At 68.5% G+C, this 13,728-nt stretch carries 11 protein-coding genes; all 11 read left to right on the forward strand.

Going from position 1 to position 13,728, the window contains the following annotated elements; all coding sequences use genetic code 11:
- Positions 1-39: 39 nt before the first annotated feature.
- The 11 genes from U5817_RS06375 to U5817_RS06425 all read left to right on the forward strand — a co-directional run bounded on the left by U5817_RS06375 (position 40) and on the right by U5817_RS06425 (position 13,728).
- Positions 40-2,403, forward strand: coding sequence for an efflux RND transporter permease subunit (locus U5817_RS06375; RefSeq protein WP_407280072.1), 2,364 nt, complete (start codon positions 40-42; stop codon positions 2,401-2,403).
- Between the two features lie 12 nt (positions 2,404-2,415).
- A complete protein-coding gene (locus tag U5817_RS06380; protein ID WP_169131653.1) occupies positions 2,416-3,384 on the forward strand; it encodes a YCF48-related protein in 969 nt (322 codons plus the stop codon).
- Between the two features lie 26 nt (positions 3,385-3,410).
- Positions 3,411-3,890, forward strand: a complete 480-nt coding sequence (locus U5817_RS06385) for a TerB family tellurite resistance protein (protein ID WP_169131651.1) — start codon at positions 3,411-3,413, stop codon at positions 3,888-3,890.
- A 48-nt stretch (positions 3,891-3,938) separates the two neighbouring features.
- Positions 3,939-5,441: an aldehyde dehydrogenase family protein gene (locus U5817_RS06390; protein WP_407280073.1), complete on the forward strand. Its 1,503-nt coding sequence runs from the start codon at positions 3,939-3,941 to the stop codon at positions 5,439-5,441.
- A 64-nt stretch (positions 5,442-5,505) separates the two neighbouring features.
- Positions 5,506-7,113, forward strand: coding sequence for a quinohemoprotein amine dehydrogenase subunit alpha (gene peaA / locus U5817_RS06395; protein WP_407280074.1), 1,608 nt, complete (start codon positions 5,506-5,508; stop codon positions 7,111-7,113).
- A 184-nt stretch (positions 7,114-7,297) separates the two neighbouring features.
- Complete coding sequence (gene peaB, locus U5817_RS06400; RefSeq protein WP_407280075.1) at positions 7,298-8,725, forward strand: quinohemoprotein amine dehydrogenase maturation protein; 1,428 nt, start codon at positions 7,298-7,300, stop codon at positions 8,723-8,725.
- Positions 8,722-9,042 carry a quinohemoprotein amine dehydrogenase subunit gamma gene (gene qhpC, locus U5817_RS06405; RefSeq protein WP_050416581.1) on the forward strand — a complete coding sequence of 107 codons (321 nt, stop codon included), beginning with the start codon at positions 8,722-8,724 and terminating at the stop codon, positions 9,040-9,042. Before peaB ends, qhpC begins: the two co-directional genes overlap by 4 nt.
- 3 nt (positions 9,043-9,045) lie before the next feature.
- Entirely contained in the window at positions 9,046-10,134 is a 1,089-nt protein-coding gene (gene peaD / locus U5817_RS06410; RefSeq protein ID WP_407280076.1) for a quinohemoprotein amine dehydrogenase subunit beta, read from the forward strand.
- A 284-nt stretch (positions 10,135-10,418) separates the two neighbouring features.
- A complete protein-coding gene (locus U5817_RS06415; protein ID WP_407280077.1) occupies positions 10,419-12,137 on the forward strand; it encodes an ABC transporter ATP-binding protein in 1,719 nt (572 codons plus the stop codon).
- Positions 12,134-12,829 carry a S8 family serine peptidase gene (locus U5817_RS06420; protein ID WP_407280078.1) on the forward strand — a complete coding sequence of 232 codons (696 nt, stop codon included), beginning with the start codon at positions 12,134-12,136 and terminating at the stop codon, positions 12,827-12,829. The genes U5817_RS06415 and U5817_RS06420 overlap by 4 nt, the downstream gene beginning before the upstream one ends.
- Positions 12,826-13,728, forward strand: coding sequence for a hypothetical protein (locus U5817_RS06425; protein WP_407280079.1), 903 nt, complete (start codon positions 12,826-12,828; stop codon positions 13,726-13,728). Before U5817_RS06420 ends, U5817_RS06425 begins: the two co-directional genes overlap by 4 nt.

The following is a 13,728-nucleotide window of genomic DNA, read 5'->3' on the forward strand; positions in this document are numbered from 1 at the left end:
GGCAGTCTCCCGCGGCGCCGGCCCAATGGATACCCCGACATGATCGAGAAACTCGTGCTGGCGATGCAGCGCGTGTGCTTCAGGCACCGCCTGCTGATCCTGCTGGCGCTGCTCGGCTTCACGGTGGTCATGGCGCTGTTCGCGTCGCGACTGCACATGAGCGCCGGCTTCGACAAGCAGCTGCCGCAAGACCACGAATACATCCAGACCTTCAACCAGTATCGCGAGGTGCTGTTCGGCGCGAACCGCATCATCGTGACCGTCGAGGCCGCCAAGGGCGACATCTGGAACGAGAAGGCGCTGACCAAACTTTATGACGTGACGCAGGCGCTCTTCTTCATGAAGGGCGTAGACCGGCGCACGGTCACGTCCTTGTGGACGCCGAACACCCGTGCGGTGCAGATCACCGAGGAGGGCATGAAGGCCGAGGATGTGATTGGCGGCGACGTGACCGTGAAGGCGCTCACGCCCGACAACATCACCGCGATCCGCGAGCGTACGATCGTCGGCGGCTTCATCGGCTCGCTGGTCGCGAACGACTCGTCGTCGGCGATGGTGGTCGCGGAGCTGGCGGACCCCGATCCGCAGACCGGCGAGCGGCTCGATTACGCGGAGTTCAGCCAGAGGCTGGAATCCGAGGTGCGCAACACCTTCAGCGATGCCGACGTGAAGATCCGCATCATCGGCTTCGCGAAGCAGATGGGCGATATCTCGGAGGGGGCGACGAGCGTGATCGAGTTCTTCGCGCTGGCCTTCCTGCTGACCGCCGCGGCCGTCTATTGGTATACGCGCTCGTGGCTGCTGACCTTCCTGCCGCTGGCGTGCTCGCTGGTGTCGGTGGTGTGGCAGTTCGGCACGATCACGCTGCTGGGCTTCGGCCTCGACCCGCTGGCGATCCTGGTGCCCTTCCTGGTGTTCGCGATCGGGGTGTCGCATGGCATCCAGCAGGTCAATTACATCGCGAAGGAAGTCATCAACGGTGCGGACGGCTATACCGCGGCGAGCCGCAGCTTCACCGGCCTGCTGGTGCCGGGGACGCTGGCGCTGATCACGGCCTTCGTCGGTTTCGCGACGCTGGTGCTGGTGCCGATCCCGATGATCCGCGAGCTGGCGATCACCGCGTCGGTGGGCGTTGCGTACAAGATCGTGACGAATCTGATCATGCTGCCGGTGCTGGCGAGCTACTTCCGCTTCGACGAGCGCTTCGTGCTGCGAGCGACGAAGATGGAGGGGCTGCGCAATCGCACGATGGCGTCGCTGGGCGTGCATATCGCGAATCCGAGGAATGCGGCGATCGGCACGCTGGTGTGCCTCGCTTTACTGGCGATCGCCGTGTGGCAGAGCCAGGGGCGGCATGTCGGCCACGTGCTGCCCGGCGCGCCGGAGCTGCACGACGACTCGCGCTACAACCAGGACGTCGAAGCCGTGGTCGCGCGCTACGCGCTGGGGCTGGATCTGCTGACCGTGGTGGTCGAGTCGCCGGCCGACGGCTGCTATCGCCACGACGTCATGAGCCATGTCGACCGGCTGACCTGGTACCTCGCGAACGTGCCGGGCGTGCTCTCGGCGCAGTCGCTGCCCAGCCTCACGAAGCTCGCCGCATCGGGCGTGAATGAAGGCAATCCGAAGTGGGCCGCGCTGCCGCAGGAGGAACTGACCCTGGGCGAGGCGGTGCGCCAGGTGCCGGAAGGCATGCGGCTCTTCAACGCGGACTGCACGCTGCTGCCGGTGAACCTGTACCTCGCCGACCACAAGGCCTCGACGATCAAGGAGGTGGTTGCCGCGGTGAAGCACTTCCGCGAGATGCAGCCCTTCCCGGGCGTGACCGTGCGGCTCGCCAGCGGCAATGCCGGCGTGCAGGCGGCGACCAACGAGGTGGTCGAGCATTCCGAGCTGCCGATGATGCTGTATGTGTATGCGACGATCCTGGTGCTGGTGTTCGCGGTGTATCGCGACTGGCGCGCGATGATCGCGTGCTGCCTGCCGCTGACGCTGGCGACCTTCCTCGGCTACTGGTTCATGAAGGAACTGGACATCGGCCTGACGGTGGCGACGCTGCCGGTGATGGTGCTGGCGGTGGGGATCGGCGTCGATTACGCGTTCTATATCTACAACCGGTTGCAGATGCATCTGGCGCACGGCGAGGACATCGTCACCGCGTTCAAGCAGGCGCTGCGCGAGATCGGTGTGGCGACGGTGTTCACCGCGGTGACGCTGTCGATCGGCGTGGCGACCTGGTCGTTCTCGGCGCTGAAGTTCCAGGCCGACATGGGGATGCTGCTGACCTTCATGTTCATGGTGAACATGATCATGGCGATCACGCTGCTGCCCGCGCTGGCGGTGACGATCGACGTGCTGATCCCGCGCCGCGGTCCGGTCCGCGCGCCGCTGATGGCCCACTGAGGAGAGTCCGCGATGAAATCGATGCAGATCAGGCGGACCCTGGTCGGCCTGTGCCTGGCGGCAAGTGCCGCAGTGTTCGCGGCCGCCCCGGCCGACGCGGCCAAAGTGCCCGCACCGGCGATGAAGGCGCGTCTGGCCGCGAAGGTGCCTGTGACCGGATTGGTGCGGGCGGGCAACGCGCTCGTTGCCGTGGGCGACTACGGCACGATCGTGCGTTCGACCGACGAGGGCAAGACCTGGCAGCAGGCCGAGGTGCCGGTGAGCGCGCTTCTGACGGCGGTGAATTTCGTCGATGAGATGCGCGGCTGGGCGGTCGGGCATGGCGGGCTGATTCTCGCCACGACGGACGGCGGCGCGAACTGGCAGGTGCAGGCGACGCTGGACGAGAAGCCGGTGCTGCTGTCGGTGTACTTCGCCGATGCGAAGCGCGGCTACGCAGTGGGTGCCTACGGGACGGCCTTCGGGACGACCGATGGCGGACGCGAGTGGAAGTCGATGGCCGTAGGCAGCGGGCACGACGCGGACCTGCACCTGAACCATGTGTTCGGCACGCGCGACGGGAAGCTCTTCATTGCCGCAGAAACCGGCCTCGCCTTCCGCTCGACGGACCGCGGCGCGAGCTGGGCGAAGCTCGCGACGGGCGTCACCGGTTCGCTGTGGAGCGGGCTGGAGCGCGCGGATGGCGAGGTCGTGCTGCTCGGCATGAGCGGGCGCGTGATCGCCAGCCGCGACGGGGGCACGAGCTGGCGCGCGCTCGAAACCGGGACCGAGCAGTCGCTGACGTCGGGCATCGCGCTGCCGAACGGCGGGCTCATCGTCGTGGGCGCTGGCGGCGCGGTCCTTCGCGGGGACGGCAATGCGCCGCTGCAGCTGGAGGTCCGCCCGGACAGGCAGAACCTCGCCGCAGTCGCGGCCGGCCCCACCGGAGCGCTGGTCGTGGCCGGTCAGCTGGGCGTGGAACGCCTCGGCTCGTCCAAATAAGAAACGACAACACCGGAGACCGACGCATGCTGACCAAACTGATGGCCCTGCTGTCCGGCGAACTGCAGGCGGAAGGGCTGGATACGGGCCCGTTCGAGCGCCGCCATATCGCGGTGGCCGCGCTGCTGCTCGAAGCCATGCACATCGACCACCGCGCGAGCGAGCGCGAGCAGGCGGCTATCCGACGCCTGCTGTGCGAGCACTTCGCGCTGCCCGAGGAGGAGGCCCGCAAGCTCGTCGAAGTGGCGGACGAGCGCTTTGCCGAGGTGCTCGACGACTGGGAATTCGCCGAAGCGGTGCGCACCGGCTTCAACGCCGCCGAACGGCGCGAGGTGCTGACGATGCTGTGGGAGGTCGCTTACGCGGACGGCGACCTCGAGCGGCTGGAGGAGCGCCTGGTGTCGCGACTGGGGCAGCAGCTGGACATCGATGCGGAAGGCGTGGATGCGGCACGTGCGACGGCGGTGGCGCGCGCGGGGCTGATCGACGGCGGACCGGACGCGTGATTCCAAATGGATAAACAAACCAACCAATAAGACAGAGGAGACAAGTACATGGAGCGTTACCACGGACAACTGCTGAGCGAAGGCACGCGGCGCTTTCTGGAGCGGCCGCGGCGCATGCTGATCGGCGCCGAGTGGGTGGAGGCGGCGAGCGGCGAGACGCTGGCGGTGGTCGATCCGGCCAATGGCGAGAAATTCGCCAGCGTGCCGGCGGGCGGCGCGGCCGACATCGACCGTGCTGTCGCGGCGGCGCGCCGGGCCTTCGAATCGGGCGACTGGCCGAAGATGCGCCCGGTCGATCGCGAGCGGCTGCTGCTGAAGTTCGCCGACCTCGTCGAGGCAAACGGGCAAGAACTCGCCGAGATCGAGTCGCTCGACAACGGCAAGCCGGTGACGATGGCGCGCCACGTCGATGTGGCGCTGGTGGTCGATTTCCTGCGCTACATGGCGGGCTGGGCGACCAAGATCGAGGGCTCGACCATGGACGTGTCGGTGCCCATCATCCGCGAGCGCGAATTTTTCGGCTTCACGCGCCGCGAGCCGGTGGGCGTGGTCGGCGCAGTCATCCCGTGGAACTTCCCGCTGCTGATGGCGGCGTGGAAGGTGGCGCCGGCGCTCGCCACCGGCTGCACGATGGTGCTGAAGCCCGCCGAGGAGACGCCGCTCTCCGCGCTGCGCTTTGCGGAGCTGGCGCTGGAGGCGGGCTATCCGGCGGGCGTGCTGAACGTCGTGACCGGCCTCGGCCACACCGCGGGCGCGGCGCTCGCGTCGCACCAAGGTATCGAGAAGGTCGCCTTCACCGGTTCGACCGAGATCGGCAAGCTGGTCGGCAAGGCGGCGCTCGACAACATGACGCGCGTGTCGCTGGAACTGGGCGGCAAGAGCCCGGTGATCGTGCTCGACGACGCGGACGTGAGCGCGGCCGCGGCCGGCGCGGCGCAGGCGATCTTCTTCAACCAGGGGCAGGTGTGCACGGCCGGTTCGCGTCTGTTCGTGCATAAGAGCCGCTTTGACGAGGTGGTCGAAGGCCTGTCGGGCATCGCCGCGGGCATGAAGCTCGGCGCCGGCATCGACCCGACGACGCAGATCGGTCCGCTGGTGTCGGCCACGCAGCAAAAGCGCGTGCTGGGCTACATCGAGAGCGGCTTTGCCGAAGGCGCGCGCGCGGCGACCGGCGGCGCGGCGGGCGCGGGCGCGGGCTACTTCGTCAAGCCGACGGTGCTGGTCGATACCACCGACGACATGAAGGTGGTGCGCGAGGAGATCTTCGGGCCGGTCGTCGTCGCGATGCCCTACGAGGACCTCGACGAGGTCGCCCGGCGCGCGAACGACACGCCCTACGGGCTCGCGGCGAGCATCTGGTCGAACGACCTGTCGCGCGTGCATCGCCTTATCCCCAAGATCCAGGCCGGCACCGTGTGGGTGAACTGCCACAACATCCTCGACAACGCGATGCCCTTCGGCGGCTTCAAGCAGTCCGGCATCGGGCGCGAGATGGGGCGGGCGGTGCTCGATCTGTACACCGAATCGAAGTCCGTGATCATGGCTTTGTGAGTGCGGCGCGCCGCTTCGGGGTAGCCGTAGCGGCGCTTTTCCTCACCGGAGAGTGGAGACAGAAGTGAAGGCGCAGACCACACAACACACGCGCAGACGACTGCGCATTGCCGGCGCCGTGGCGCTGGCGCTGGGAATGGCGGGCACGCTGCCGGCCGCGGCGGCGCAGGATCCCGGCCGCGAGGTGATCGACAAGAAGTGTGCGAGCTGTCACCTGGAGGACGGCAAGCTCACGCGCATCCCCGAGATGCGGAAATCCCCCGAAGGCTGGGACATGACCCTCGTGCGCATGGGCATCTGGCACAAGGTCGAGCTGACGGCCGACGAGCGGCGCGCGGTGGTGAAGTACCTCGCCGACCGCCAGGGATTGGCGCCGTCCGAGGCGGCCCCCTTCCGCTTCCTGACCGAGCGACGCCCGAACATGCAGGACACGCCGCCCGACGACGAGATGGCGCAGATGTGCGGCCGCTGCCACAGCTACGGCCGGGTCGCGCTGCAGCGGCGCGACGAGGACGAGTGGCGCAAGCTGATGCATACCCACCTCGGCCAGTTCCCCAGCGCGGAATATTCGGCGCTCGGGCGTGACCGCAACTGGTGGGAGATCGCGCGCGACAAGATGCCGGGACGGCTCGCGGAGATGTACCCGAAGAACACCGACGCCTGGCGCGACTGGAGCCGCGCGAAGCACCGCCCGGCGGACGGGCGCTGGATCGTCGCTGGCGAGCGGCCCGGCTGGGGCGCCTATACCGGCACGATGACCGTGACGGCGAAGGGCAAGGACCGCTACGACGTGGGCTACGAATTGCACTTCGGGCCGGGCAACACGGTGCGCGGCCAGGGCGAGTCGCTCGTCTACACGGGCTACGAATGGCGCGGATCGGCACACCTCGGTAACGAGCAGACGCAGTCGATCTTCGCGCTGAGCGAGGACGGCGCGCGCATGAGCGGGCGCTGGTTCCTGCGCAATGCCGACGAGATCGGGGCGACCTTCGAGGCGGTGCGCGCCGACAAGGCCGCGAAGAACGCGGTCGCGACGGTGACTCCGCAGATGCTGCGCGCCGGTGAGACCGCGACCGTCACGGTGGCGGGCGCGGGTCTCGATGCCAAGCTCGACCTCGGCGCGGGCGTGGAGGTGGTGGAGTGGCTTGGCAAGTCCGCGGAGCAGCTGAAGGTGCGCGTCAAGGTGGCGGCGGATGCGGCGCCGGGTGTGCGCAAGCTGGCGGTGGGCGGGCGCGGGTCGGACAAGACCATCGCCGTGTATCGCCAGATCGACTCGGTCCGCGTCGAGCCGGCCTTCGGCATCGCGCGCGTCGGTGGCGGCACGAATCCGCCGATGACAGCGCAGTTCGACGCCGTCGCCTTCCTCAACGGCGCGGACGGCAAGCCGGGCACCGACGACGACGTGCGCCTCGGCAGCGTGCCGGCGAAGTGGAGCACCGAGCCCTTCGACGAGCGTGCCAAGCACGACGAGGACCTCAAGTTCGCCGGCCACATGGAGCCGCACGGCCAGTTCCTGCCGTCCTTCGCCGGCCCCAACCCCAACCGCCGCGGCCTCAACAACGTCGGCAACCTCGCGGTTCTCGCGACCGTGCAGGACGGCGAGCGCACGCTCGACGCGAAGGGCCAGCTGATGGTGACCGTGCAGCGCTGGAATACGCCGCCGCTGCGCTAGAGAGGAGCTGATTAGCAGGTCCCTTTCCCTTCAAGGGGAAGGACAGGATGGGGATGGGTTTCACGGGCGCCCCGGAGTCCACCCATCCCCACCCCAACCCTCCCCTTGAAGGGGAGGGAGCTGCGCGGTGCCAACCCGAGCGCCATACACCGTGCCGCACAGTGCTAGCACCAGGAGAGAGACAATGAGCACACTCCAGATCCAACCCCACAACTACCGCGCGATCCGCAAGGGCGACCGGCAGGTGCTGCTGCACGTGCCGACGACCTCGATCTTCGAGCTGGACCCGGCCGCGTCCGACCTGCTCGGCCTGTTCGAGGCCAACCCGGCGGTCAGCGCGGACGACATCCAGAGCCGCTTCGACGGCCGCTACACGCCGGCCGAGTTGTGTGACAGCCTGAGCGATTTCATCGATCTCGGCATCGTCGCACCGCAGGCCAAGCACTACGAGATCCCGGCGCGCGTCGTCGAGCGCTCGCCGCTGAAGACGCTGGTGCTGACGCTGACCACCGGCTGCAACCTCGGCTGCAGCTACTGCTACCGCGAGGATCTCACCTCGCCGAAGAACTCCTCGGTGATGGACTTCCAGACCGGCGCTCGCTCGATCGACCTCCTCATGGAGGAGGCGAGCGGGCACGAGCGCATCGGCATCGTCTTCTTCGGTGGCGAACCGCTCACGCGCATCGCGGTGATCCGCGACCTCGTCGAGTACGCCGAGGAGAAGGCCGCGGCGGCCGGCAAGGAAGTCGAATTCTCGCTCACGACCAACGCGACGCTGCTCACCGACGACATCATCGATTTCCTCGACGTGCATCGCTTCGGCATCACCGTCAGTATCGACGGCGACCAGGCGCAGCACGACCGCCATCGTCGCACGATCGCTGGCGGCGGCACTTACAAGACGGTCGCGATGCGCGTGAAGCGGCTGCTGGATAAGTACAAGTCGAAGCCGGTCGGCGCGCGCGTCACGCTCGCAAGCGGCAACCTCGACGTCGCCGGCATCTACAAGCACCTGCACGACGAACTGGGCTTCTTCGAAGTTGGCTTCGCACCGGCGACCGCTGGCCCCGACTCCCCGGTCGGGCTCAGCCGCGAAGAGCTCGACATCGTCTTCGAAGCCTTCAAGGCCTTGGGCCGCGAGTACATCAGCGAGGCCAAGCGCGGCCGCCGCCACGGGTTCGGCAACATGCAGCAGCTGATGACCGACCTGTGGATGGGCACGAGGAAGGTCTTGCCTTGTGGCGCAGGCGTCGGCCTGCTGGCGGTCGGCACCAGCGGCAAGATTTCGCTGTGCCACCGCTTCACCGGGTCCGAGCTGGAGACCTTCGGTGACGTCGACAACGGCATCGCGCGCGAGTCGCTGTCCGCTTTCATGACCCGCGCCCAGGCCCCGCACGGCGCCTGCCAGGTCTGCCCGGCGCGCAGCTTGTGCGCCGGCGGCTGCTACCACGAATCGTATTCGCAGAGCGGCGACCCCTTCCAGCCGACCTTCGAATACTGCGACCAGATTCGCGAATGGACGGCCTTCGGGCTGGAGGCTTTCGGCGAGATCGCGCTCGCCAATCCGGCGTTCTTCAACGCCGCCATCGAACAAAGGAGTGCCCTGCAATGAAACGACTGCGAGCCCTGAACCACAAGGCGCACCTGATCGAACAGGCCGCCAGCGACGGCCACCGCGAGGAAGTGCAGCTGATGAGCAGCGTCGTCGGCTGCACGACGACCTTCGACCCCGGCTGGGAAGTCGATGCCTTCGGCGGGCTGGCGAGCCTGTGCCAGCCGATGGAGGCCGACCTCTACGGCTGCACCGACCCCTGCTGGTGGCCCGCGCAGCTCGCCGACAGCCTCAATACGGCACGCGACTGGACCGACGGCAAGAACTCGGCGCTGCGCGACTGGCGTGAACTGCAGACCTTGTTCCCGGGAGACTGAGCGATGAGGATGCTGCCCATCAAGAAGGCGGTCGTTGCGCTATGCTGCGCCGCCGCGTCGCTGCCGGCGCTCGCCGCGGAGTACCTGCTGACCGTTACGCGACCGAACAACCTGCACATCGTCGATCCGGCCAAGCGGGCGATCGTCCGCTCGATCAATCTGCCCGGCGACGGCATCCCCGGCGCGATAGCCGTGCCCAAGGACGGCAAGACCGCCTATGTGCTGACGAACCGCATGGAAAGCGTCGTCGGCGTCGACCTCGACAGCGGCAAGACTGTGTTCCGCGCCGATTTCTCGACGCCGCAGCGCCGCGTGAAGGGGTTCTTTGCCGTCGCGGTGAGCGAGGACGGCAAGGAGCTATACGTGCATCAGGCGCCGGTGCAGCTCGGCCGCTCCGAGTACAAGGTCGAGGATACCTACATCGCCGTGTTCGACACCGCCGACGGCATGACGGCCAAACCGCGCCGCACCTTCCCCGCGCCGCGCCGCATCAGCCTGATGGCCGCCACCGGCAACCCGGACCACATCATCGCGCTGGGCTGGGACATGTACCTCTTCAACACGAAGACCGGCAAGCTGGAGAAGACCTTCCCGATCCGCCACTGGAACCGTCCCGGCATCGGCGAACCGGATGTGCTCGCGATGTGGGGCACCTTCGAGCAGGCGCGCGCCTTGTCGACGCCGTATTTCGTCGCCAACACCGCCGCTGCGCCCGACTCGCCCGAAGCCTTCAAGGCGGGCATCGCGGTGTTCGACCTCGACAGCGAAACCTTGAAGGTCAAGGAGTTCGAGAACGCGACGACGGCGATGTTCTCGTCGGTGATCAACCCGGCTGCGCGCAACGAGGCCTTCCTCGTGATGAACCAGCTCACCAAGGTCGACGTCGACTCCGGCCAGCTCCTCAAGCGCAAGGACCTCGAACAGACCTTCTATGCGATCAACATCTCGGGCGACGGCAAGGAGATCTACGTCGGCGGTGCGCTGGACAAGATCGCGATCTACGACGCCGATTCGTTCGAGAAGAAGGGCGAGATCCAGATGCCCGGCGGCGCCGACCAGTCTATCGGCTGGATGCGGGTGGTGAAGCGCTGACGTCGTTGCGTGATCGATATGCGTTTTCTTGCCCCGAACCCGCCCCCGAGGGGAGGCACTCCGCGCCTCGTTGGACGCGTGGCGGACGCCTCGGCACGAAGTGCCTCCCGTCGGGGGCTGCGCCGTGCCGATGGCGGACGTAGGGCGACGGACGTAGGGCGGGAGGAGCGAAGCGCATCCCGCCACGCGGCGTCCGGGCATCCGCTTTCGGCCGCACATCCGGCGGCTTATTCCGCAAATGCGACCTTACGCTCATCCGACCTGCGGGTTCGGATGCTCTCCCGATGATCACGCCGGACCGCACCCGCTCCCTGCCGCTGCAAGCCCTCGCGTGGGCGCTCCCGCTCGTGCGCGAGCGCGGCGCGACCCTCGCCGCCGTCGTCATCCTGTCCTGTCTCGGCTCGGCCGCGGCGCTGCTTCCGCCCTACCTCACGCAACGCCTCGTCGACGATGGCATCGTCGGCGGGAAGGTCGAGCTCGTGCTGCAGCTGTGCGCTGTCTTCCTCGTGCTGATGGTCGGCGGCGTGCTCATCGAGACGCTGTCGCGCCTGAGCTACCTGAAGCTCTCCGCGCATCTCCTCTTCGGCCTGCGCGAACAGGTGTGGCGCCACCTGCAGACGCTCGCGCCCACGTATTACGCGCGCACCCGCGGTGGCGAGATCCTGTCGCGGCTCGACGGCGACGTCGCCGAAGTGCAGCGCTTCGCGCTCGACGCGCCGATGGCGGTGCTCAACGGCGTCTTCTCGCTGGCGGTCGCGCTGGTGTTGATGCTGTCGCTGAGCCCGCTGCTCACCGCGCTCGTCTTCGCGCTGGTCCCGCTGCAGGTCGCCGCGCTGATCCTCTCGCGTCCCTGGCTCGAACGGAGCACGCATGCAATGCGCAAGGAAAGCGCCGCGATGTCGAGCTTCTTCGTCGAATCGCTGCGCGCGATGAAATTCATCCAGGCGTCCAATGCTGCCCGGCGCCAGGAAGCCGGCTTGCGCGCCCACCACGGCGACTACTTCGCCGCCCTGCGCCGCTCGCAGCTCGCATCCCTCGGCGCAGGCGGGCTGCAGCGCGTGCTGTCCGGCCTCGGCGTGCTGCTGGTGTTCGCGGTCGGGGGGGCACTCGCGGCGGCAGGTGACTTGTCGGTCGGCGTCGTCGTCGCCTTCATCGCCTATACGACGCGCGCCGCGGGGCCGCTGCAGACCCTCGCCGGCGTGTTCATGGGCTGGCAGCGCGCGAAGGTGAGCCTCGAGCGCATCCGAGAGCTCGCGGCCGAGCGGCCGACGGTGCAATCGCCCGCCCAGCCCGTGCCGCTCGCGCATCCTGTTCGTGGCGAACTGCGCCTCGATGCGGTGCGCTTCGGCTACGGTACGGAGGCGGTGCTGGAAGGCGCGACGCTCGACATCCCGTCCGGCACCAAGCTCGCACTCGTCGGCGCATCGGGCGCCGGAAAATCCACGCTCATCGACCTCCTGCAGCGCCATTACGACCCGCAGGCCGGGCGCCTGCTGCTCGACGGCGTGCGCCTCGACCTGGTGGATCTCGCCGAACTGCGTCGCCAGCTCGTCGTCGTCGACCAGGAGCCAGTGCTCATGCCCGGCAGCATCCGCGACAACCTGCGCTTCGTCGCGCCCGATGCCGACGAAACGGCATTGATGCGCGCGCTGGACCTCGCCGGCCTCGGCAAGCTCGCGCATGCGGGCGGGCTGGACAGGCCGGTCGGCGCGATGGCCGCGACCCTGTCGCGAGGCGAGCGCCTGCGCCTCGCGCTGGCGCGCGCGATCCTGCAGGACCCGGCGGTACTGATCCTCGACGAGACCACCTCCGGGCTGGATCTTCCCGTCGCGCAGGCCATCATCGGCGCCGTCGACCGCGTCTTCGCCGGCCGCACGCGCATCCTCATCACGCACAACCTCGCGTCCGTCGGCGCCGTCGACCGCATTGTCGAGCTGCGCGACGGACGCCTCGTCGAACCCGATCCGGTCCGGTCCGCGGCACCGCTGTTGAGGGTCGTATGAGCGTGATGGTCGGCATCATCGACGGCGGCTTCACCGGCATTCCGACGCGCTCGTTGCATCGCGCTGCGAGCTTCGTCCCCTCGGCGGATGGCGACGTGCAGCGCGCCCCTGCGGTCGGCCGCCCGCTGCCACACGGCGAAACCGTCGCCGCCCTGGTGCTCGACGCCGCGCCGGCAACCCGCCTCATCGACGCACGCATCGCCTCGCACCGCCATGCGCCGACGCCCGCCATGGTCGCGGCCGCGATCGCGTGGTGCGTGGAGGAGGGCGCCCGCGTCATCAACCTGAGCCTCGGCCTGCTCGAAGACCGCGGCGTGCTGCGCGACGCCTGCGCGCAGGCCCTCGCCCGCGGCATCGTAGTCGTCGCTGCGGCCCCCGCCCGCGGAACGCCGGTCTTTCCCGCAGCCTATCCCGGCGTGCTCGCCATCAGCGGCGATGCGCGCTGCGCGGCGGGGCAGTGGTCGTCGCTCCAGGGTGAGACTTCCGGCGGGGCCGGTTGGGGCTGCTCCCCGGCCGGCACGGGGCGGACGCCCGGCGGCGCGAGCATGGCGACGGCCCGTTTCAGCGGCATCGTCGCCGGCGTCCTCGCCGACCATCCCTCCATGAGTCCCCCCGGGCTCGTGGAACACCTCGCCGCCCGCGCCGCCTGGCATGGGCGGGAACACAAGAGAATCGCGGAGATCGATTCATGACAAGCATGCAGCACACCCCCACCCCCGACAGCGCCACCCGACCCATCGAACTGGGCTTCGCCCTCGTCGACGAACGCGAACTGGCCGGATTTGCGCGTCACGAGCGGCTCACGCGCGACGACTACCTCGCCCAGCTGGGCGAGGCCCGCGATTGCGTCACGCTGCCCGACGACGCCGAACCCACGCATTTCTTCCTCGGCAGCGAGTTCTGCGAGCACCTGCTGCCCAGCGTAGAAGCCATCGACCGCGCCGTCGCGCTGTGCGAACGCTGGGGCCTCACCTTCGGCCTCGTCACGCCCATCGCCTGCGACGGCCTCTTCGATCCGCTGCGTGCCGCGCTTGCGCGCCTGCCCGCCGGATCCGAAGTCACCGTCAACGACTGGGGCGTCGCGCGCCTCGTGCAACGCGAGTTCCCCGAGCTGAAGCCGGTCGCCGGGCGGCTCCTCGGCAAGATGCTGAAGGACCCGCGCCTGCCCTCCGCGACCTGGGCGCGCATGTACCCCAACGGCCTGCGCGCCGGCCCCTTCCGCGACATCCTTGACGGGCTTGGCATCGGCCGCCTGGAACTCGACTTCCCGCCCTTCGGCGCCGCCGACATGTACGCCGGCATCGACTTCCCCGTCGGCGTGCGCGCGCCCTACGGCTACATCGCGAAGGGCCGCATCTGCAAGCTCGGCTCGCTGTCGCTCGACACGCCCGAGAAGTTCTCGCCCGGGCACAAGTGCCGCCGCGAATGCCTCGGTTTCAACGAAGTCGGCGCACGCCCCGGCACGCACGAACTCCCCACCTCGCAGCGCGGCAACACCATGTATTACCGCCACGCCCAAGGCATGGCCGCGGCGGTTGCCGAAGCGGTCAACAACGGCTGGGTCAGCCGCATCGTCCTCTCGGGAGCCTGA

It is taken from the genome of Aromatoleum evansii (genome assembly GCF_045689615.1).
In the GTDB taxonomy this organism is placed as follows: Bacteria; Pseudomonadota; Gammaproteobacteria; order Burkholderiales; family Rhodocyclaceae; genus Aromatoleum; species Aromatoleum evansii.